The organism is Thermobaculum sp. T2p (genome assembly GCF_059335935.1).
This window is the reverse complement of the sequence record NZ_JANZYQ010000007.1, coordinates 118,597-140,175: the sequence shown is the minus strand read 5'-3', so window position 1 is coordinate 140,175 and position 21,579 is coordinate 118,597. Positions and strand designations below refer to the sequence as shown.

At 60.9% G+C, this 21,579-nt stretch carries 20 protein-coding genes; 10 read left to right on the top strand and 10 right to left on the bottom strand.

Translation table 11 applies throughout. The features are described 5' to 3' along the window. Positions 1–6 precede the first annotated feature (6 nt). Genes N2245_RS03950 through N2245_RS03940 form a run of 3 tightly spaced genes read right to left on the bottom strand, consistent with a single transcriptional unit; the run spans position 7 to position 1,391 of the window. Positions 7–678 carry a DUF305 domain-containing protein gene (locus N2245_RS03950; protein WP_494535431.1) on the bottom strand — a complete coding sequence of 224 codons (672 nt, stop codon included), beginning with the start codon at positions 676–678 and terminating at the stop codon, positions 7–9. Between the two features lie 60 nt (positions 679–738). Then, positions 739–1,101 carry a hypothetical protein gene (locus tag N2245_RS03945; RefSeq protein WP_494535430.1) on the bottom strand — a complete coding sequence of 121 codons (363 nt, stop codon included), beginning with the start codon at positions 1,099–1,101 and terminating at the stop codon, positions 739–741. 5 nt (positions 1,102–1,106) lie between these two features. Next, on the bottom strand, positions 1,107–1,391 hold the full coding sequence (locus tag N2245_RS03940; protein WP_494535429.1) for a metal-sensitive transcriptional regulator: 285 nt from the start codon (positions 1,389–1,391) through the stop codon (positions 1,107–1,109). Positions 1,392–1,491: 100 nt separating this feature from the next. Between N2245_RS03940 and N2245_RS03935 the strand changes: the two genes are divergently transcribed. Together N2245_RS03935 and N2245_RS03930 are read left to right on the top strand one after the other, a co-directional pair. Then, the gene (locus N2245_RS03935) at positions 1,492–1,716 is read left to right on the top strand and encodes a heavy-metal-associated domain-containing protein (RefSeq protein ID WP_494535428.1); all 225 of its coding nucleotides are present in this window, start codon (positions 1,492–1,494) and stop codon (positions 1,714–1,716) included. A 9-nt stretch (positions 1,717–1,725) separates the two neighbouring features. Continuing rightward, entirely contained in the window at positions 1,726–3,813 is a 2,088-nt protein-coding gene (locus N2245_RS03930; protein WP_494535427.1) for a heavy metal translocating P-type ATPase, read from the top strand. A 108-nt stretch (positions 3,814–3,921) separates the two neighbouring features. Here the strand turns inward: N2245_RS03930 and N2245_RS03925 are convergent, their stop codons facing one another. After that, positions 3,922–4,569: a protein-L-isoaspartate(D-aspartate) O-methyltransferase gene (locus N2245_RS03925; protein WP_494535426.1), complete on the bottom strand. Its 648-nt coding sequence runs from the start codon at positions 4,567–4,569 to the stop codon at positions 3,922–3,924. Beyond that, on the bottom strand, positions 4,553–4,840 hold the full coding sequence (locus N2245_RS03920; RefSeq protein WP_494535425.1) for a hypothetical protein: 288 nt from the start codon (positions 4,838–4,840) through the stop codon (positions 4,553–4,555). Before N2245_RS03920 ends, N2245_RS03925 begins: the two co-directional genes overlap by 17 nt. Here N2245_RS03920 and N2245_RS03915 point away from each other — a divergent pair. The 6 genes from N2245_RS03915 to hemH all read left to right on the top strand — a co-directional run bounded on the left by N2245_RS03915 (position 4,721) and on the right by hemH (position 12,569). After that, on the top strand, positions 4,721–5,641 hold the full coding sequence (locus N2245_RS03915) for a ribosomal RNA small subunit methyltransferase A (protein ID WP_494535449.1): 921 nt from the start codon (positions 4,721–4,723) through the stop codon (positions 5,639–5,641). The two genes, N2245_RS03920 and N2245_RS03915, sit on opposite strands and share 120 nt — an antisense overlap. A gap of 17 nt (positions 5,642–5,658) precedes the next feature. After that, positions 5,659–6,546 carry a hypothetical protein gene (locus tag N2245_RS03910; protein WP_494535424.1) on the top strand — a complete coding sequence of 296 codons (888 nt, stop codon included), beginning with the start codon at positions 5,659–5,661 and terminating at the stop codon, positions 6,544–6,546. 78 nt (positions 6,547–6,624) lie between these two features. After that, positions 6,625–9,084: a beta-mannosidase gene (locus N2245_RS03905; protein ID WP_494535423.1), complete on the top strand. Its 2,460-nt coding sequence runs from the start codon at positions 6,625–6,627 to the stop codon at positions 9,082–9,084. A gap of 368 nt (positions 9,085–9,452) precedes the next feature. Next, positions 9,453–10,445, top strand: coding sequence for a PH domain-containing protein (locus N2245_RS03900; RefSeq protein ID WP_494535422.1), 993 nt, complete (start codon positions 9,453–9,455; stop codon positions 10,443–10,445). A gap of 82 nt (positions 10,446–10,527) precedes the next feature. Next, entirely contained in the window at positions 10,528–11,610 is a 1,083-nt protein-coding gene (hemE, locus tag N2245_RS03895; protein WP_494535448.1) for a uroporphyrinogen decarboxylase, read from the top strand. Further along, on the top strand, positions 11,607–12,569 hold the full coding sequence (hemH, locus tag N2245_RS03890; RefSeq protein ID WP_494535447.1) for a ferrochelatase: 963 nt from the start codon (positions 11,607–11,609) through the stop codon (positions 12,567–12,569). The genes hemE and hemH overlap by 4 nt, the downstream gene beginning before the upstream one ends. Before the next feature lie 51 nt (positions 12,570–12,620). Here hemH and cysS read toward each other — a convergent pair whose 3' ends face one another. The 4 genes from cysS to N2245_RS03870 form a co-directional block, all read right to left on the bottom strand. Continuing rightward, positions 12,621–14,975, bottom strand: a complete 2,355-nt coding sequence (gene cysS / locus N2245_RS03885) for a cysteine--tRNA ligase (RefSeq protein WP_494535421.1) — start codon at positions 14,973–14,975, stop codon at positions 12,621–12,623. Between the two features lie 72 nt (positions 14,976–15,047). Beyond that, positions 15,048–16,034, bottom strand: a complete 987-nt coding sequence (locus tag N2245_RS03880; RefSeq protein ID WP_494535420.1) for a glycosyltransferase family 2 protein — start codon at positions 16,032–16,034, stop codon at positions 15,048–15,050. Next, positions 16,025–16,474, bottom strand: a complete 450-nt coding sequence (locus N2245_RS03875; RefSeq protein ID WP_494535419.1) for a GtrA family protein — start codon at positions 16,472–16,474, stop codon at positions 16,025–16,027. Before N2245_RS03875 ends, N2245_RS03880 begins: the two co-directional genes overlap by 10 nt. A gap of 12 nt (positions 16,475–16,486) precedes the next feature. Then, complete coding sequence (locus N2245_RS03870; protein ID WP_494535418.1) at positions 16,487–18,508, bottom strand: mannosyltransferase YkcB-related protein; 2,022 nt, start codon at positions 18,506–18,508, stop codon at positions 16,487–16,489. 205 nt (positions 18,509–18,713) lie between these two features. On the opposite strand from N2245_RS03870, the gene N2245_RS03865 reads away from it, so the two are divergent. Beyond that, the gene (locus N2245_RS03865) at positions 18,714–20,228 is read left to right on the top strand and encodes a sulfatase family protein (protein ID WP_494535417.1); all 1,515 of its coding nucleotides are present in this window, start codon (positions 18,714–18,716) and stop codon (positions 20,226–20,228) included. A gap of 102 nt (positions 20,229–20,330) precedes the next feature. Continuing rightward, positions 20,331–20,594, top strand: a complete 264-nt coding sequence (locus N2245_RS03860) for a hypothetical protein (protein WP_494535416.1) — start codon at positions 20,331–20,333, stop codon at positions 20,592–20,594. 120 nt (positions 20,595–20,714) lie between these two features. Here the strand turns inward: N2245_RS03860 and N2245_RS03855 are convergent, their stop codons facing one another. After that, complete coding sequence (locus tag N2245_RS03855; protein ID WP_494535415.1) at positions 20,715–21,512, bottom strand: class I SAM-dependent methyltransferase; 798 nt, start codon at positions 21,510–21,512, stop codon at positions 20,715–20,717. Positions 21,513–21,579: the final 67 nt, after the last annotated feature.

Below are 21,579 nucleotides of genomic sequence, written 5' to 3'. Positions count from 1 at the left end.
ACAGACTTACTCCCCGTACCAAGCCTTGCGCCAGGTGCGCATCTGGTTGATCTCAGCCTGCTGAGTCTCGATTATGTTCTGGGCCATCTTCCGCACCTCTGGGTGCTCGGCTTTCTGCAGCGCCATCCTGGCCATCGAGACCGCTCCCTGGTGATGAGGGATCATCGCGTCGATAAAGGACTTATCGAAGGGTTTGGCCCGCCGGAACTTATCCAGATCGGTGCCCATCATCCTCTCCCCGTGCATCCCCGGCATGGAGTCCATCATGTCCTCATCAGGCCGCGGAATCCTGTTTGTACCGTACCATTGCCTGTACCAGGTGCGCATCTGATCGATCTCGGCCTGCTGGGCCTTGATTATGTCTTGCGCGAGCTGCTTGATCTGTTCGTGCTCGGCCCTGCGGAGCGCTACCTTGGCCATGTCTATGGCCGACTTGTGATGTGCCGTCATATTGATTATGAACATCTGGTCAAAAGACATGTGGGCCTCTCCGCTTTGACCACCATCCATGGGCGGCATCATCTCATGTGCTTCGGTAGGTATAGGGGTCATATGTACCTCGCTAGTAGGCGCTACCTGCCCAGCGGTAGGTGAAGGAGTAGCCCCCGGAGAGGATCCGCTGCCACACGCGCCTAGCAGGAGCAGGATAAGCACAGATAGCATATGCAAAATCCTCATTATGAGTCCTCCATCTCTATAGATTGCAAGATAGGTACCCGCTGAGACGATGGAGGACTACTAGATACGAAACACCTGTATGGCAGCTCGGAGCTTGTCACGCGACTGCCCGACATCCAACTGAGCTGCGCGCCCCAGAGGCAGCCCGGAAAAGACATGACATAGTTGCATGCGCACTTGGGGCATCACAGCTACGGCAGCCGCCTTTCTGGCCAGGTCCGCACTGAGGCCGGCAGCACAAGCGTTCCGTGAGTGCTGCCCAACCCACGCTTGGCCATCGGTCCCAGCATCCACCAAGGTGTGCGCTGATGAGTGGTCGAGCACGTGCTCGACCGTCATGGGCAGATGCGTGGCATGCAGTATTACTACTAATAACGCACACCACAGCAACCTGTACAAGATGAACTTAGCGACAGCCCGCATAGCCCTCATGGTTTCACGGTCTTACGGAGGACGTGCATCATCTCCCTGATAGCCGCCTCCCTACCATCGCCCTCGACGGCCTCCGCCACGCACTTGCGCAGGTGGTCCTCGAGCACTATAAGTGCCACCTCCTGAGCGGCAGCGTTCATGGCGTTGATCTGCTGGACCACATCTAGGCAGTAGCGATCATCCTCGATCATCCTGCGGATGCCTCGCACCTGTCCTTCTATACGGTTGAGCCGTCTTACGAGCTCTTCTTTATGATCAGCATAGCTGGACGCTCTATCCATACTCTATATTTTTACCTCATAACTTGACCTTTATGCTAGCATTATACTTCCTACATGTATATAGTATAATGCGTGTAGGGAGCATTATAGGAGGTTAGATATGGCACATACGCACACAGAGACTTTGATCGTCCCCGACATCTCCTGTAGCCACTGCGTCAGCAGGGTAGACAAGGCCCTACGCAACCTCGCAGGGGTACGGGAAGTGTCGGTTGATCTGGATTCGAAGCAGCTCAGCATCCAGTTCGACCCTGATGTCACCTCGCTAGAGGCGATCAAGGCCGCTCTAGATGATATAGGGTACCCAGCTGCTAGCGCTGGCTAGGAGATCAATATGGCCCATCACGAACATCACGCACACGACCATCACGAGATGGGGCATAGAGGGCGCCCTAACGGAGCTACCAAGGCCAAGTTGCAGGCAGGGCACGAGCATGTCGGTCATGAATCTCATGCGGGTCACTCGGAGGCCACATTTGCACGCCTCTTCTGGGTATCGCTAGTGCTCACGATCCCGGTGCTAGTGTACTCGGAGCTCCTGCAGCACGTCTTGGGATACTCAGCACCAGCGTTTCCAGGATCGGCATGGCTTTCGCCGGCCCTATCCAGTGTCATCTACTGGTACTGCGGCTGGGTCTTCCTGAGAGGGGCTGTCTCGGAGATTTCCCAGGGACGCCCTGGCATGATGACGCTGGTGGGGCTGGCCATCACCACTGCCTACTTCTACAGCCTAGCGGTTACCTTTGGCCTCCTACGTGGTACGCCATTCTACTTCGAGCTGGCGACTCTTGTCACCATCATGCTACTAGGACACTGGATGGAGATGAGGGCTATAGGCCGGGCCCAGAGCGCGCTAGAGGAGCTAGCAAAGCTGCTGCCGGATACCGCCGAGCGCCTGGTGGACGACCATACCGAAGAGGTACCGGTAGCCGATCTACAGGTGGGAGACCTTATACTCGTGCGCCCAGGTGCGCGCGTGCCGGCCGACGGCCAGATAGAGAGGGGCCATAGCTCACTTGATGAGAGCATGATCACCGGTGAGTCCCGGCCGGTGGACAAAGGCGAGGGTAACGAGGTGGTCGCTGGCACGGTCAACATAGGTGGCGGGGCGCTGCGCGTGAGGGTGACGCGCGTGGGGGAGGACACAGTGCTATCGGGGATAATGAGGCTAGTGCGGGAGGCGCAGGCCAGCCGAGGCAGGGCACAGGTGCTGGCGGACAGAGCCGCCTACTGGCTGACTATTATCGCGGTCGTCGTGGCCGTCATCACGTTCCTTATCTGGCTTTCAGTCAGAGGCTTGGATAACTATACCATCGAGAGGGTGGTATCGACCTTGGTCATCGCCTGTCCCCATGCACTGGGGCTTGCGATACCCCTAGTGGTGGCTATATCTACCACCATGGCCGCCCGCAGCGGCATCCTCGTGCGGGACAGAGCCGCGCTCGAGCGGGCTAGAAAGGTGGACGTAGTGGTGTTCGACAAGACAGGGACTCTAACGCTAGGACAGCAGGGTCTGGTTGACATGGCAGTCGTCGACGGCTTCAATCCAGAGACAGCGCTGTCGCTAGCTGCGTCGGCCGAGCAGCAGAGCGAGCACACCATAGCAAGGGCCTTGGTCACAGCTGCCAAGGATAGAGGCCTCTCTCTGAGCCGGGTGGATGATTTTAGTGCCCTCTCAGGCAGGGGTATCAGCGCCAAGGTGGGCACGCACCAGGTGCAAGTAGGAGGCCCAAGACTGATAGAGCGAGATGGCCTTGGGCTACCTGAAGCCTTGGCAGATAGATCGAGCGAATGGAGCAAGCGCGGGCAGACTGTAGTGTACCTCGTGGTAGACGACAGACCAGTGGCGGCCTTCTCGCTGGCCGACGTCATAAGGCCCGAGAGCTACGAGGCCGTCAGGACCCTCAAGGAGATGGGAATAAAGGTCTCCATGCTGACGGGAGATTCAAAGGACGTCGCTAGATGGGTGGCATCGGAACTCGGGATAGACGAGTACTTCGCTGAGGTGCTCCCCGAGCACAAGCATGAGAAGATCCGTGACCTGCAGGCAAAAGGACTAGTCGTCGCCATGGTCGGCGATGGGGTCAACGATGCTCCCGCGCTGGCACAAGCCGATGTGGGGATTGCGATAGGAGCTGGCACGGACGTGGCGCGCGCCTCGGCAGCGATCGTGCTCGTGCGGGACGATCCCAGGGACGTAGCCAAGGTGATCGCACTGAGCCGAGCTAGCTACCGTAAGATGGTGCAGAACCTGGCGTGGGCCGCGGGCTACAACCTGTTGGCATTGCCACTGGCAGCCGGCGTGCTAGCACCTGTAGGGGTAGTGCTCCCACCTGCGGTGGGAGCACTGTTGATGTCGCTCAGCACCATAGCCGTCGCGCTCAACGCGCAGCTACTGCGCAGGCAGGTCCCCAGCACATAGCTCAAGGGTGTAAGCTAGCTGGAGGGCCACTCAGTTCCTCCATCTAATCGGCGTCGAGCCCGTCGCTAGGTCTAGCGCGCGGGCCTAGCACAGCATGGGGTCAACCTCCTACTGCTCGGGAGGGAAGCTGTACCTACCGTACAGCCGGACGAAGTGAGCCCCGATGACGGTGCGTCGGCGCACCAGGCCCTCGGGCCTCTTCTCGAACAAAGTGACCTCCTCCTGGCCCCCAGGGCCTATAGGCTGCACGAGCCTACCGCCGACGGCCAGCTGCTCCACGAGGGGTGGGGGCACCGCCGGAGACGCAGCGGAGACTAGGATCGCATCGAACGGGGCGTGCTCTGGGAGTCCCAAAGTACCATCCCCCACCACGATCTGGGCGTTCCCAACGCCCTGCCTCATCAGATTGGCCCTCGCCACGTCCGCGATATCGGGCCAGCGCTCTATGCTCCACACATACCTGGACAGGTAAGCCAGCAACGCCGTCTGGAAACCGTAGCCCGTACCAACCTCAAGCACCTTCTCCGAACCCTTCAGCTCGAGCGCCTCGATCATCCTGGCGGCGAGGGACGGCTGCGTGGTCACCTGCCCGTGCAGGATCGGCAGGGGCTCATCGTAGTAAGCACGCTCTACCAGGTACGAGGGCACGAACCCGGCCCTGGGCACCCTGCGCAGCGCCTCGACCACCCGCGGATCGCGCACGCCCGCGGCCATTACTTGGCGGACGAGGTCCTCCTGATCAGGATTTGCCGGCATACAGCAACATTATCCATCCTGTGCCCTGAGCATGCAACTCACCACGGGGCTTGCCTAAGACTAGGCTTGCCCTTATAATGGGAAGGTCTTGTAGCTGGCAATTCAGTACGCACTTTGCAGGGAGGTAAGGGACTATGGCAGGGGTAATTCGCTGGGTAACCAGGGCCCATACCAGGGCCGAGGGCGCGGGGAGCAGAAACGGTCTCAAGCTCACAGCTTTCTGTCCCAGAACTTCCTGCGAAGTCGCCAGCTCGTCGACTACCTGCTCCAAAGCTCCGATATAGGTCCTGACGACACCGTCTACGAGATAGGTCCAGGCAGGGGCATCATCACCGAGCGCCTCGCACGTCGCTGCCGAGAGGTAGTGGCCATCGAGAAAGATCCTTCTCTGGTGGCACGGTTGCGAGCCGAGTTCGTCGACCTGCCGAATGTGCTCGTCCTGGAAGGGGATTTCCTGGGGCACGACCTGCCCAGGAGCCCTTACAAGGTGTTCTCCAACCCACCCTTCAGCATCACGGCGCAGATCGTGCAGAAGCTCACTGGTGCACTACGCCCGCCGGAGGATACCTATTTAATTGTGCAGCAGGAGGCCGCATGGAGGTACCTAGGCGTTCCCCACGAGACGCTCTCCTCGGTGCTGCTGAAGGCGAGTTTTGTGCCCTCGATCACCTATCACTTCCACCGCGAGGACTTCCATCCACACCCCGGCGTCGACGTGGTCATGTTGAGGTTGCTCCACAGGCAGGTTGAGCCTGTGCCTTCGGGGATGAGGCAAGTGTATCGGGATTTCGTCACCTACGGTTTCATGGCATGGCAGCCGTCCCTTAAGGAGACGCTCGGCCCGCTCTTTGGCAGGGGCGGAGTAGATCGCCTGTGGAGGAGGTTGGACCTTCGGCCCGACGCAACCCCGACCTCCTTAGCTTTCGAGCAGTGGCTGGGGCTGTTCTACTCCTACCTGCTGCTGGAGTATCCTCGAGGCAAGCACATCTTCTCAGGTGCAGAGGACAGGCTGCGCGCCCAACAAGCGCACCTGGATAAGCCTCGACGGACCCGCATCCGGCGGGATCAATAAACTTGGAGGTGATCAACTTGACTTTGCCGGATCTATGGCGAGGCCCATTGTCTGGCCTGCTGGCTAGCATAGGGGATGAGGTCTGGGCGTCCCTGCTGCGCGAGGTCGCGCAGCAGGTGCACCGGATGCTGGGCAGGGAGCCGCTCTCCGCCTACGCCGCGGACGTCAGCGTGTTGCTGGTGGGCTCTACTGCGCTGGGCGTGGTGGACGAGGTCTCGGACGTGGACCTCCAGTTGGTGTGCCGAGAGCCGTTGGTTGGGGAGTTCAAGCGCTCCCATCGGGATCTGGGGATCGTAGGTATGGAGGATGAGCTCTTCGTAGAGCTCGAGGTGCAGAGTGGTCGCGGCGGCCACTACACGCTGCGGACCGTGGAGTCGCTGGCCGAGGAGCTGGCGAGGGGCGAAGACTCGGCCCTGTGGCTGGCAGCCACGGCTTGCGCGCTGCACGACCCTATAGAGGTCGCCAGGCTCCTCTCGCAGCACTACCCCTTGAGGGAGGAAGTGTGGCTGCAGAGATGTCGATCGACCTACGTGGCCTTCCGACAGGCAAGTAGGGTCATGGACAACGCCGCAGAGCGTGGCGACAGATGGGCGCTGCTTTGGGCCACCACCGAGGCCCTGCGTCAGGCCCACAGGTGCGCGCTGGCCGTGGACTGGGTGCCAGCGCCCTACGACAAGTGGCTGCACGCGGTAGCCACCAGGTTTCCCACCGGCGCAGCCGTGGCGAAGGTCGCAGGAGATTGCTTGATGTTGTTATGCGATGACTCCACGTACCTGCCTGGACCACACAAACAAAACCACATGGTGATACTGCTAGAGGAGGTACGGGGTGTGCTCATAGATGGTCTCGCTTCTAAGGGCGTGCGAGATGACTGGCTCATGCATTGGTGGAGGCATCTGGACTGAGGACCTTCCGCCACGCTCTACTCTTCCTTATATATAATGAAGAGCTGCAGCAGATCACACAAGCCAGAGAGGTAGAACATGATCGATCAAATCCTGTCGGACAACTGGTGCCTCAAGCAGAGATCGCCCATCGCTAGCCTTGAGGAGGACTTCGATTCTCCCAAAGGTTGGATACGCGCTACGGTACCTGGGTACGTCCACCAGGACCTGATGCGCGAGGGCGTCATACCGGATCCGTTCATTGGTTTGGCGGAGCTCGAGGTCCAGTGGGTAGGCGATGCCGACTGGCTATACAAGTGCACCTTCGAAGCAAGCGACGAAGTCCTCTCGATGCCCTACGTGGACCTGTGTTTCGACGGTCTAGATACCTTTGCCACCGTTTGGCTCAACGGCCAGGAGATCCTGCGGGCTGACAACCAATTTGTGCCCTATAGAGTGCCAGTCAAAGACGTTCTAAGAGAAGGATCCAACGAGCTGCGGCTGCTGTTTGAGTCGCCGCTGAGAGTGGGCCGTAGGCTCCAAGATGAGCACGGCCAGATGCGTGCCTGGAACGGCGACCCCAGCAGGGTCTACGTGCGCAAGGCTCAGTACCACTACGGATGGGACTGGGGGCCGACTCTGCTGGCGATCGGACCATGGCGAGAGATTAGGCTGGAGGGCTACAGCGTCAGGATAGACACCGTGAGGATCCTGCACGAGGTGGCCCCGGACCTGTCGTCAGCGGCAGTCAGGCTGTACCTGGGGCTGGAGGGTGATCTGGAGGGCCGCGAGGTGCTTGTACGCCTGCTAGATCCTGCAGGGCACCCAGCACACACTGACCTGATAGTGGCGCGCAACCACATCGAGCACGAGTTCGACCTGCAGTTCCCGCACCTCTGGTGGCCGCGAGGTCACGGCCCTCAAGCCATGTACACCCTGCAGGTGAGCGTGCGCGAGGGCGACACCACGCTCGCTAGCCATACCCTGCGCACGGGCTTCCGGAGGCTACGACTCCTGCAGGAGCCGGTGGAGGGGGAAGAGGGTAGCAGCTTTACCTTCGAGGTCAACAACGTACCCCTGTTTTGTGGGGGATACAACTGGATACCTGCAGACTCCTTCACCACGCGAGTGGACCGCCCTAGATACGAGCGCTGGCTAAGGCTGGCAGCCGAAGGCAACGCCACCATGCTGCGCGTGTGGGGCGGCGGGATCTATGAGGCCGACGCCTTCTACGAGGTATGCGACGAGCTGGGACTGCTCGTCTGGCAGGACTTCATGTTTGCCTGCGGGATGTACCCCGCCCATGAGGAGTTCCTTGAGAGCGTCCGCAAGGAGGCAGAGTCGGCCATTACCCGGCTCCACGTGCACCCTTCCATAGTGATCTGGTGCGGCAACAACGAGGACTACCAGGTGGCACAATCCATCGGCGCCTATGACCCTGACATCTCACCGGAGGAGGCCCGGGATACCTTCCCTGGACGCATGATCTACGAGCGCGTGCTCCCCGAGGTGTGCGCCAGGCTAGATCCGAGTCGTCCGTACTGGCCGGGCAGCCCGTACGCGGGCGCGGACCCCAATGACCCCACCAAGGGCGACCGCCACGTATGGGAGGTGTGGCACGGCCAGTTGGCGCCCTACCAGCGGTATCCCAGCTTCAGGTCCCGCTTCGTGAGCGAGTTCGGGATGCAGGCCCTGCCCTCTCAGCGCACCATCGAGGCTTTCGCCCCCCCTTCCGAGCGCTACCCAGAGAGCCGGACGCTGGAACACCACAACAAAGCCCAGGACGGCCCCAGGAGGATAGCAGTCTACCTCTCGGATAACCTGCGTGCGCCTTGTGGCCTGGCAGAAGCGGTGTACGCTACGCAGCTGGTGCAGGCCGAGGCCCTGGCGGCTGGGATCCGCGGCTGGCGTAGGGAGTGGAGGGGCAGGGGAAGGTACGGCTGCAGCGGTGCTCTCGTCTGGCAGCTCAACGACTGCTGGCCCGTCACGAGCTGGTCGGTGGCTGACTACTACCTCCGACCCAAGGCAGCCTACTACGTGGTCCGGCGGGAGCTCGCGCCCATCACCATAGGCTACAGCCGGGAGGGCTCCAGGCTGCAGCTGTGGTGCTCCAACCTCACGGGCGAACCGTTCTCCGGGGAGCTGGAGGTCACCCAGTGGTCCCTATTGGGGGAGAAGATCCTGCAGACATCCCTGGAGGTCAACGCCCCCGCGTACGGAAGCGTCGAGCTGGGAGAGGTCCACGTGCACGCCTTCCGCACCACCGTGGTGGGCCTCCGCCTGCTGGCCGGGGGGAGGGTGATCGCTAGGGCGGCCTCATGGCCGGAGCCCATCAAGTACCTGCACATGCCCAAGGGCGGGCTGGACATAGCAATCGACGGGCAGAGGCTGAGGCTGCGCACCACAAGGCCCCTCAAGGGCGTCGTCCTCGAGGCTGAAGGAGATGTTGCCTGGAGCGACAACGCCCTCGACCTGCTACCCCAGGACGAGCAGGTGGTGGTCGCCGAGGGGCTTGAGGGCGAGATCCAGGTGCGCTACCTTGGAGATACCTGGGATTAAGGTTTGCATGTTATGTCGAGTGTTGCTATAATAATAGCGGATCCCAACTCATTCCCCCCTCCTTGACTCCCGGCTCCCCCAGGCCGGGAGGCCAGCGCCGACGGGTGCCCCCTCCTCACCCGTCGGCGCGGAGGCCCCTCCCAAGGGATCTATCGCGCTCTTTCCGCTTAAAACAGCGGGAGGAGCAGTCCGCCACTCCTGCTCCTCCATCTCTATGAGGGATGTCTTATAATTCCGCTGTCCAATCTGAGATTAGCATAAAGCCTCAGCAGGTACCATAAGCCATTTGGCTTAGTCAAGGTATGCAACTTTGCTTAAACTTGCTTGCCTCAGGGACCGCCCGCATCTATGCTTATAACAGGATGGAAGTGAGACGCTATCTACAGCCAGGAGAGAAGATCCAACTGCTAGCGCACAAGCACGCGCTGTGCCTGGTGCGTGCGCTAGTACCACCCATCCTGCTCGTGCTGCTCGCTACCCTCTCCTCCTGGGGCTACGACCTGTACCTAGGCAAGGGGCAGCTGCCGCTGTGGCTGCTGGCGATCGTCGCGCTGGCGGCTATCGCCTGGGGAGCGTACGCTTGGATCGACTGGAGCGGCAAAGTGCTAATCGTCACCAACAGCAGGGTACTATGGGTTGAGCACGTGCCGGGCTTCAAAGAAAAGCATTGGCAATCCCCTCTCAGAGGGCTACAGAACGTCAATGCCAGTAGCAGGTGGTTACAGAGGCTGGTGCGCAGCGGCGATATCCTGTTGGACACCCGATCTGAGGGAGCCCTACTGGTTACATGGATCACCCGACCTCACCACATAGCTACCCGCCTGGGATCGTTGATACGCACTGCCGAGAGCACGCCGATCGCAGTAGCCAGCGACGATGCGGAACCTCTGCCCCCATTGGTGATCCGCAGCCACCCAGTGGCGCTGGTCTCTGAGCTGCTGCGTCCTCTGCTGCTGTTGGCAGCAGCCGGGATTGCCAGCTGGTGGAGCGGCTACCCAGTGATAGGCATCGCCGGGCTGTGCCTGAGTCTGCTGTGGGCCGCCTGGCTGATAGACTCCTGGAGCAACCACGAGATAACCATCGACGAAGAGCAGATAGTGGAGCATAGAGTCTCCCCCCTTGGCCTGCGCGAGGAGACCAAGAGCGCGCCCATCAGCAGCCTGCAGGACATGTCGTACGTCATCAGATCCCCGCTAGCATACTTCCTGCAGTACGGAGACTTGAGGCTGCAGACCGCTGGGGACACCGAGAACTTCTTCTTCCGCCACGTGCCCCACCCGCGCAGGATCTGCGACGAGATAGCGCGTCGCCAGCGAGCGCGGAGGCGCACCCCCACGAGGAGCACCACTATAGTGAGTTGATCGCGACCGGCCTCTTTGGCAGTGGAGGAGGTTATAAGGTAGCATATAGTGTGAACACATTCCCTCATGGAGAGTGCTACTAGTGATAGCTCAAGATGTGTCCGCCCGCCCCATGAGTGGCGAGGAAAGGATGCTGGCCGCCTGTAGGCGCCAGCCCACTGACTCCACACCCATCTGGTTCATGCGACAGGCAGGCCGATGCCTTGCCGAGTACCGTGAGCTGCGGCGCAAGTACGATATCCTCACGCTCGCCAAGACCCCCGAGCTCTGCGCACAGGTGACGCTCATGCCCGTGGACGCCCTGGGGGTAGATGCGGCCGTGATGTTCGCCGACATCATGCTGCCGCTGGGAGGCATGGGCGTAGAGTTCTTCATAGAGCCCGAGATCGGGCCCATCATCCCCCACCCTATCCGCGCCAGGGCGGATGTCGAGGCGATCAGGATCGTGGAGGCCGAGGAGGCCACCCCGTTCGTCTTCGAGGCGATCAGGATGGTGCGGCGGGAACTTGCCGGCAGGGCCGCGCTCATAGGCTTCGCTGGTTCGCCCTTCACTCTCGCCTGCTACATGATCGAGGGCAGGCCCTCCAGGGACTACGCCCACGCTAAGCGGATGATGTACGGCGAGCCCGAGCTGTGGCACGGCCTCATGTCCAAGGTCACAGAGGTTATCGTCCGTTACCTGCGCGGGCAAGTGCAGGCCGGTGCACAGGTCATCCAGCTGTTCGACTCCTGGGTGGGCATCCTGGGTCCCGACGAGTACGCCGAGTACGTGCTACCCTACTCCAAGCGCATCTTCTCCGAGGTCAAGGCGCTGGGAGTGCCGACGATACACTTCGGCACGGGCGCTGCCTCCCTGCTGGAGCTCATGGCGGAGGCGGGGCCCGACCTGGTGAGCGTGGACTGGCGGGTCAGGCTGGATGATGCTTGGGAACGCATCGGCCACGACAGGGGCATACAAGGGAACTTGGACCCGGCGGCCATGCTCGCTCCTTGGCACTACGTGGAGAAGAAGGCGCTAGAGATCCTGCGCAGGGCGAACGGACGCCCTGGACATGTGTTCAACCTGGGACACGGCGTGCTGCCCGACACAGACCCAGGCAAGCTAAGGATGTTGGTGGACCTCGTGCACGAGAGCACGAGCAGATCAAAGGAGGAAGGCGTATGACCATAGAACAAACAGAGAACGTAGGTGTGCTGCTCATGAGCTACGGTGCTGCCAAGACCCCAGAGGACGTGCCCGCCTATATGAACCACGTCTACCACGGCAAGGCGCCCCAGGAGCTGATCGAGGAGTTTCAGCGCCGCTACCGGCTAGTCGGTGGCTCTCCCCTCATAGAGATCACCCGCCGGCAGGCCGAAGCTCTGCGGGAGATCCTGCAGGCGGAGGCCAGAGATGGAACACGCTTTGTGGTTGAGATAGGCATGAGGCATACTCCCCCCTGGATAGCCGAGGGCCTGCGCAGCCTCGTAGAGCAGGGCGCTCGCAGGATAGTGGCGATCATCATGTCTCCGCAGTACTCGCCTATAATCATGGGCGGTTACCACAGGGCGATCGAGGAGGCGCTCAGGGACCTCCCAAGCGACGTGCAGGTTACGATCGCCGGGCCGTGGCACACCGAGCCCGACTTCATAGAGGCGCTTGCGCAGCGGGTCAGCGAGGCCCTGGAGAGGATCCCCGCTTCAGAGCGCGACACCGTGCCGATAGTGCTCACCGCCCACAGCCTGCCCAAGAGCGTGGTGGACAGGGAGCCCTTCTACATCGACCAGCTCATGGAGACCGCCCGAGCCGTGGCCGACAAGCTCGGCTTACCTGATGATCGATGGATGTTCGCCTACCAGAGCGCCGGGCACACCCCCGAGGAGTGGCTCAAGCCTGACCTCAAGGACGTGCTCCCAGGTATCCGCGAGGCGGGTCATAGCAGCGTGCTCGTGGTGCCCGTCCAGTTCTTGGCGGACCACCTGGAGATCCTGTACGACATAGACGTGGCTGCCCGCGAAGAGGCCGAGGCCGAGGGCCTGAAGTTCTATCGCATAGAGGTGTTCAACACCATGCCCCTGTTCATCCGCGCCCTAGCCAACGTGGTAAGGAAGGAACTGAAGACCGAGGCCATGGTCGCCCAGTAACGAACCTGCACAGCACAGGTGGGCGGCTCTACCGCCCACCTTTTTTTGCGCCTAAGCTCCTTGAGAATGGTAGTGGGGGTGACTGTGTTGGTGATCCGGCAGGTGCCGGTGGGGATGCACATGAGGCACACCTGGAGGGGGTAGCTCCTCCGGCGGATGGAAGTGGTCGGCATCCACGTGCCTGGGGTGATCGTGCTCCAGCCAGCGCTCCACCTGCCCGTCCCTGGCCACCAGCAGGCTCTCGCCATGGTGCCATCTAGCTCTGAACAGGTCATAGTTGTGCTTGCTCTTGGTCTGGCGTTCCTCTGGCAGTAGGCTGTACCACTCCCGATGGGGATGTAGGATGATGCGCTGCTCGACCTCCGGCACCACTACCACTCTCAGCCCCGCCGCCTTGAAGAAGAAGCTGTAGTACACATCTGCCAGACGATAGAACCTGAACTTCTCGTTGTCCAGCAGCCCCACCTCCTCCAGCAGCACGCGCCTGGAGGCGAACAGATACCCCTCCATGGCATCAGCCTCGGGACCGGATGTCCGCTCGAACTCGCGCAGGTCCTCCGTCACTAGGCCGAACGGCCCGGCTACTCCGACCGACGTATCGGCCAGGGCCTCCTCCAGCGGTGTCCATACATCGCCCGCGAGCTCCACGGAGGTATCCAGCCAGACGATGTACCGCCCTTCCGAGGCGCGCATCGTGGCGTTGCGAGAGGCAGCGAACCCGATGTTGTGGTCCGCAAAGAGCACCTTGAGGGGGACCCTGACGCCCTCCTCCTCCCAGTAGCCTCGATGGTACAGCTCGAGCATCAGCCCCAAGGTGTCATCGGTGGAGCCGCTGTCGACCACCACGACCTCCACGCTCCTACCGTGTAAGTGGTGCGCCAGGCCGTGCAGGCACCTCTCGAGGTCCTCCTTGTTGTTGTGAGCGATGAGGTTGACCGACCACTCGTACCGATCTGAATCCCCTATATGGCTGGGGACGTCTGCTGATCGAGTGAACACGTTCGGCAGGCGATCTATCCTGAGCTTGTAGGCACGTGTACCTTGGGCAGTATCCCGCAGCTCGACTCCTCGCGCCTCCAGGTCGGACCGCAGCGCATCTGCAAGGGCATAATCTCCCCTGGCTCTAGCCTCCGCCCGCAGAGCTAGCAGCTCACGCACGTCCTGCCGAGGCTCCAGGAGCAACCCCGAGTCAGGCTCGGCGAACACGTCGAGCCCAAGCACCTCATCGAACTCCGCTAGCAGCGCCGCCCTCTCGGCGGGGCCCAGGCCAGAGCGCCGCACCACATCCCACACCACAGCCATGGCAGCGGGCAAGTTCAGGTCATCCTGCAGGGCGCGGTCGAATGCCTCGCGCCAAGGCCTCATAACCTCCTCATCGGGGGGAGAAGCGGCCCCATCCCTGGCCGCTAGAGCAGCCATCCTGAGCCTCCGCAGGGAGGTCTGCGCACCCGCGAGCGCCCTGAAGGTGAAATTGAGCCTGGTCCTGTAGTGCGCCGTGGCAAACAGATACCGCAGCGCCAAAGGTTCGAAGCCTCGGGCCACGATGTCGTCCAGCGTGTAGTCGTTGCTCATCGACTTGGACATCTTTAGGCCGTCAGTCAGCAGGTGCTGGGTGTGCACCCAGTGCCTCACCCAGCGATGTCCCACGTACGCCTCGCTCTGCGCCCGCTCGTTCTCATGGTGAGGAAATATGTTGTCCACGCCACCCGTGTGGATGTCGATCTCAGTGCCGAGATACCTAATTGCCATGGCCGTGCATTCTATATGCCACCCCGGGAAGCCCCTGCCCCAAGGGCTGTCCCACGCCATAACCCTACCGGGCTCGGCCTCCTTCCAGAGCGCGAAGTCGACGGGATGCCTCTTATCGTCGCCAACCTCCTGAGATGCGGACAGCTCCTGTAGGCTGTTACCAGAGAGCTGTCCGTACTGGGGCAGCTTCGTAACGTCGAAGTACACGTTGCCTCCCACCCTGTAGGCATACCCTCTACGCTCCAGCTCGCGCACGATCTCGATCATCTCTCCTACGTGCTGCGTGGCTCGCGGGAAGATCGAAGCGGGCAGGATGTTCATCCGCTCCTCGTCGTGCATGAACGCACGGGTGTAGAACTCCGCTATCTCCTGCGGCGTCTTGCCCACGCGCTTGGCCTCGGCCTCGAGCTTGTCCTCGCCCTGATCTAGCAGCTCCTGCCGCATGTGCCCTACATCAGTAATGTTCTTGACGTGCACCACCTCGTAGCCCTCATGCAGGAGCGCTCGCCTGATCCAGTCGGCGGTGCAGAAAGATCGCAGGTTGCCTATGTGGATGTAGCGATAGACGGTGGGGCCGCAGGTGTACATGCGGATGCACCCGGGCTCCACGGGCACGACCTCCTCCACGCGGCGCGTCAACGTGTTGTACAGCCTCATGGATGGTAACTCCTCCTGCTGATATCTTCTTCATTCTACCTCGATTCTCGAGATACATCAGCTAGGACGGATTCACACCACCGATCTCCACACACGTCCATTGACCTCCCTGCCGGTGGATTGCAGCACCTCTGACTCGACGTACAGGGGGCGACGTCGCACATCATCGTAGATCCGAGCTATGTACTCCCCCAGCAACCCTAGGTACAGGATCTGCACACCTGACACCAGCGCGACCACGGCAGCACCGGGGGCTCTACCCTTAGCTAAGGAACGCACGTTCCGGATCAACCCCCAGCAGGTTAGCGCGGCCCCTACAACGCTTCCAACCCGAATGGGCAATGGGCTGAAGCCCAAGATGGCGTCAGCCGCTAGGGTCAGCATCCGCCGTAGGGAGTACTTGCTACGACCAGCTGGCCTCTCAGCTCTATCGTACAGTACCTCCTCCTGCCTGAACCCCACCCAGACCGTGAGGCCCCGCAGGAACCTATGCCCCTCACGCATCCTCACCAAGGCGTCCACCACCTTGCGGTCCAGCAGGCGGAAGTCCCCGGTATCCCTGGGAATATCCACGGTCGAGATGGCTTGCAGCAGCCGGTAAAACAAGTCAGCAGTTAGTCGCTTAAAGGCGGACTCACCCGCCCTAGAGCGCCTGCGTGCATAGACAACCTCTGCCCCCGCCCGCCACTTGGCTACGAGCTGAGGGATCACCTCAGGAGGGTCCTGTAGGTCCGAGTCCATCACCACGACCGCCCTGCCAAGGGCGTGGTCTAGGCCAGCAGTGATAGCCGCCTGGTGGCCGAAGTTACGGGACAACCTGATCACCTTCACCCTGTGGTCGGAATCGTGCAGCTTCCTTAGGATGCAGGGCGTACCATCGGTGCTGCCATCGTCCACCAGCACCAACTCGAAGCTCTCCCCTAATCCCTCCATCACGAGCCTCACCCGCTCGTAGAAGGCGTACAACAAGGATTCCTCGTTGTACACCGGCGCCACCACCGAATAGGTGGGGCTCTCAATTCTATCCGATGGCCAGTAATAGCTGTTTGCTACAGACATAGTGCTTCTCCTTTCTCTAATTGCGTATGGTCATTAGATCTGAAGACGAACCTGTCGGCCCCTAAGAAGTTGGTGGTGGCCACCACGGCGATCGCGATCGCCGCCGCCACGATGTGCGGTGTTAGCCTATCAGCTAGGTCGAACACCCCAAGGTTGAGGATAGCGGTCCAGGCTATCAGGGCGTGAAAGCGTAACCACCTCCCGAGCCACCCTCCTTGCAGTTGACGGTCCCTCCAGGTGAAGGTGTTGCTCAGCACGAAGTTCAACTGTGCCGACGAGACGAAAGACAACAAGTTAGCTATCCAAGGCTGCCAGCCATGTTCGAGCATGAGCCTCAGGCTTGCCAGCTGCATCATCCCGGCCAGCAGGCCCGTCAACCCAAATCTCACGCCCCTGCCCCACAGGCCAGACAACGATCTCCAAGCGGTAGCTGCGCGCACGGGCATACTCCTCTAACTCTGGGCACCGCTTATGGGCTTAGTCAAGTCGTACACCACTACTCCCCCCACCGTCTTGGACTGGAAGTTGGCCTCTACCCACTGCGTGATCTGGGACGCGGTTCCTGTGCCGCCCATACCACCGCCCATGCCTCCCGCCAGGAAGTAATGCACCTTGCCCTCGCGCACCCACTGCTGGAACTGCTCAAGGGTTGGCGCGGGATCGTTGCCGTTGAAGCCACCTATCGCCATCACGGGGTATTCCGTAGCCAGCTGCAGGCCGGCAGCGCTGTTTGCCCCCACGGTCGCTGCCACCCAGGTGTACTCCTCGGCGTCCTCCCGGAGCAGCTGCACCAACTCCCTGGAGGGGCTGCCCGCGTCCAGCAGGCCTCCAAGGCCTCGATTGGATGGCATCCAGCCAGCACCACCACGACTGCCGTTAGCACCCGATGGGGGAAGACCTGCATTGGCGTTTCCAGCCACAGGTGGTGTAAAGCCCCCGTTAGGGGAGAACATGCCAGCGCGCCAGGCAGGCCCCCCTCCAAAGCGTCCACCCCCACTCGCCATCGCTGGACCAGCAGATGGTAGGGCGCCCGTGTGAGGGGTAGAGGCCGTCTGCACGGCATAGGCCGATGGCCCGGCGAGCGCCACGGCCAGGGCAGTGGCCACAGCCAGCGCGGCCATCCTGCGGCGGAGATAAGGTGCGCACAATAGCACCCCAGCCAGCACCAGCCCACCAACCAGCACAATCATCCTCAGCCAGGGCAACCATGATGGCGTGCGTGCTAGCAGCACGAATGCCCATAGCGAGGTGCCGCTCAGCCCCAAGGCCAATAGGGTCCTCGACCACAGCTGTGACCTCTGGCTCCACAACGTCGTGGCTGCAGTACCTACCAATGCCCCGACAGCCGGCGCCAGAGCCACAGTGTAGTAGGGGTGGATTATCCCCTGCGCGTAGCTGAACACCAACCCAGTAACGAGCAGCCAACCTCCCCATAACAACGCAAATGCCCTGGTCCTATCGGTCCTGGGACGCTTCCAGGAGAGCCAGAAGAGCACGCCGCACCCCAGAAGCGCTGCGGGCAGCAGCCAGGATATCTGCCCACCCATCTCAGCCCCAAATAGCCTTAGAAGCCCGGTGGGTCCCCATCTACCGCCGTTACCCCCAAAGCCTCCAACGCTGCCGACCTCATTGCCGGTCAGTCTACCAAGCCCGTTGTATCCCCATATAAGGTTCAGGAGGCTGTTGTTCTGGGAACCGCCGATGTACGGTCTCTGGCTCGCCGGCCAGAACTCCACGGCTGCGACCCACCAGCCTGCCGAGAGGAGCATCGCCGCCCCGCCGAGCAGTAGCTGCCGCACCCGTTGAGCCAGCCCACCAGGCGCAGCCCATAGATATACCAGGACGAACGCCGGCAGCACCAAGAACGCCTGCATCATCTTCGTCAAGAATCCCAGGCCCACCAGAGCGCCACAGGCCAAAAGCCATCTGGAGCCTCCAGATTCCACCGCGCGCATCAGCGCGTAGGCTGAGCACACCAGCAACAGGGTAAGCAACGCGTCGGGGTTGTTGAACCTGAACATCAGTACTGCCACGGGTGTGACGGCCATGACCAAGCCCGCCAGCAGGCCAGCTACTGGCCCGAACCACCTACGCACCGCCAGGTACAGAACGGCCACCGCAGCTACCCCCTCCAGCGCCTGCGGCAGCAGCACGCTCCATGAGCTCAGCCCGAACAACCTGACGGACAGTGCCATCACCCAGAGCGCCGCCGGAGGTTTGTCCACCGTGATGAAGTTGGAAGCATCGAAAGATCCGAAGAAGAAAGCCTTCCAGCTCGTCGCCCCTGCCTGCACCGCCGCGGTGTAGTAGGCGTTAGCCCACCCAGAGGCCGACAGCCCCCAGATATACAGCACTGCCGTCAGCGCCAGCAGCAAGAGGCTGGCGGGGATCTCCCACCGCACAGCTGCTGCCCAGAGCAACCCGCGTGAACGACGTGCGCTCTTGTCGGCCTCCCTAGGCAACGTGGTTATCATACGGCATCACCTCGAGTCGTAGTCACAAACATGTCTTCCATATCTAACCTCCCGTAGAGAACTTGCTGAGGTAAAGGTTATCTACCGAGGCTAAGAGCACCTTCATCTCAGGATAAGAACTAGATAAGAACCTGCCAACGTACCAGTCTGGACTCACCGGTCCTAAGTGTTTACCATAGGCACAAACTCAGCAAGGAGGTGAAGCGTGAACTGCATCTTCATCACAGTTGACAGCCTCAACCGACACTTTCTATCGGCCTACGGATGTAAGGTAGAGTTCGATGTGCGCACACCTAATATAGACCGCCTAGCACGACGTGCAGCTGTGTTCGAGTGCCACTTCGCTGGCAGCCTGCCATGCATGCCAGCCAGGAGGGAGTTCTTTGCGGGGGTGCAGGAGTTCCTCTGGAGACCTTGGGGACCTATGGAGCCCTTCGATGCTCCCCTAGCACGCGTGGCTCGCAGAGGCGGGGTGGTGCCTCAGCTCGTGACCGATCACTACCACTACTTCCAGCACGGCAGCCACGGTTACTACGAGGACTACATGGGCTACGAGCTGATCAGAGGCCACGAGTACGACGCCTGGCGCACTGCGCCCCGCAGGCCCGACCCCAACTTCCTCCGCCAGATACTCGCCGACCAGCCGGAGGACACCGGCTTCCTCAATCGCGCGGCCTATGCCCGCAACGTTGCAGATTTCAAGACCGAGGAGGACTTCTTTCCAGCCAAGGTGTTCTCGACCGCCGCGGAATGGCTGAGGCTCAACGGCCAGCAGAGGCCCTGGCTCCTGGTGATCGACAGCTTCGACGTGCACGAGCCCTTTCATTGTCCAGAGCCCTATGCCTCGATGTACACCGACGAGGATCCCACGAACCCGGAGCTGATCCTCTGGCCCAGGTACGGCAGAATCAACGAGGGAGACAGCCAGCTGACTGACAGACAACTGGCGTTCGTACGGGCTCAGTACGCTGGCAAGCTTACCATGGTGGACAAGTGGCTGGGCTTGCTGCTGGACGAGATGGATAGGCAGGAACTATGGCAAGACACGTTGTTGATCCTCACCACGGACCACGGACACTTCTTGGGGGAACACGGCTGGATAGGTAAGCCCAACGCCCCGATGTATGATGTGCTGGCCCACACGCCCCTCATCGTGTGGCACCCAGAGAGCCCACTCATGGGCAGCAGAGTGCGAGCTTTGACCTCCGCGGTGGACCTCTACGCGACGATGCTGGAGGCCCTGGGGCTGGAGATACCTGGAAGCACGCACAGCCGCAGCCTGCTGCCGCTGCTCCTAGGAAGCACCCAGCAGCACAGGGAATGGGCGATCTACGGTTACTGGGGCTCGACCGTGAACGTGACTGATGGCCACTACACCTATCTTCACCCCTGCAGGGAGGACTTGGAGGCAACCTGCTACTCCACCATGATGATCGAGCCCATCAACTGGTTCGATCCTCCGAGACCCAAGCTGAGCGCCACTGCCGGCAGGTTCCTCCCCTACACCGACTCGCCAGTGTGGCGCTACACCGCCAGATCGACGAGCAGGCACTCCATTCCCCTCCTGTTCGATATCGAAAGTGACCCTGCCCAGCAGGAGAACCTAGCCGGACAAGGAGCCAGCGAGGAGGTCACCATGCGCGCACTCCTCACACATGCCCTACAAGAGATCTCGGCGCCACCCGAGCAGTACGAGCGGCTGGCCCTAAATTCTCCGTAAGGCCTTGCCTCTAGGTACGGTTGATGACCCGCTGCAAGTATTGCAATCTAGGGTCTTCAAGAATACAATCAGGGTGGGGACCATAGCTCAAAGGAGAAAGCAATGACTTTCTGGATCGGCATAGCTTTCGTCGGCACGATTAATCTACTGGTTTTGATCACCTCGCTGCTTGAAAAGCGCTCCGCACCAAGGACTCCAGTCGAAAGGGCTCAGCTGCATGAACAGCTGTTGGCCAAAGGGTTCTCTCCCCTTGTGGCTGAATACGTATCCCAGGGCAGGCGCCTTGAGGCCGTCAAAGCCTATCGCCAGGAGACTAATCTCGGACTAAGAGAGGCCACGCGCCGTATCGATCGTTGGCTCAAGTAGTCATCCAATTGCTGCATTTGCTAAGCCGCAGATGGCGCATTAAAGACAAGGTCACCTGCATTGCTGGATGCGCCTTGGCACTTTAAAACTCAGCACGTATACCGTTGCTTGCAAACGCTGCTAACCTTGATTACCGCATGGCTTACGGGCTACTAGTACCTTTGAGAAGGGAAAGGTGTAGTAGTAGCTCCTGATCTCCATGGCATCGGCCAAGGGGCGTAGGTGTTCGGCATAGGCCTTCACATAGTGGATGTCGGATATGACCAATCTGCCGCACGGCCGAAGCACCCTCCACATCTCAGCTACAGCCTGTTCTCTAGCTCGATGCCCCTTGATGTTGTGCACGACGAAGTTGGAGACCACAACATCGAACGCCCCGTCTGGAAAAGGCAGGTCACAAGCATCGCCGTCCACCACCTGTAGTTGTACTCCTTCGGCGCGGGCGTTGCGCTCGAGCCCACAACGCCCGTTGCCGCTCAGGTCCCAGGTGGACCACTTATCCAGGGCCACCACCTCAGCACCCATCTTGGCGGCGGCCACAGCCAGTAGCCCAAGCCCCGTGCCCACATCTAGCACCCTGTCCCCCGGCCTCACCCCCGCCAGCCTCAGGAGGGTATAGCGGTGGCGGAGCTTGATATGCCCAGAGTACAGGAGCATCCAGCCACCCACCAGCCAAAAGGACATCGGCCATAGCAGATCCCACGAGTTGAAGTGAGAGGGATCACTCACCCAGAAGTAGGCAGCCACACCCAGCAGCAATCCCCCCACAGCCAACATGCAAACCACTACATAGGGTGCATCCAGCCCGTATCTTAGAGAGAACAAAGAGCTCCTATTCATGTTGGTGATTATAGCCTTCAGCCCGGCAAAGACACAATTCCTCATACCGGGCTTGGAGAGCTTGTTGCAGCAGCGCATATAGCAGAGCTCATCTGGACCTTTGAGAGGCTTGTTAGTATCATCTATGCATATAAGGTAGTAAATA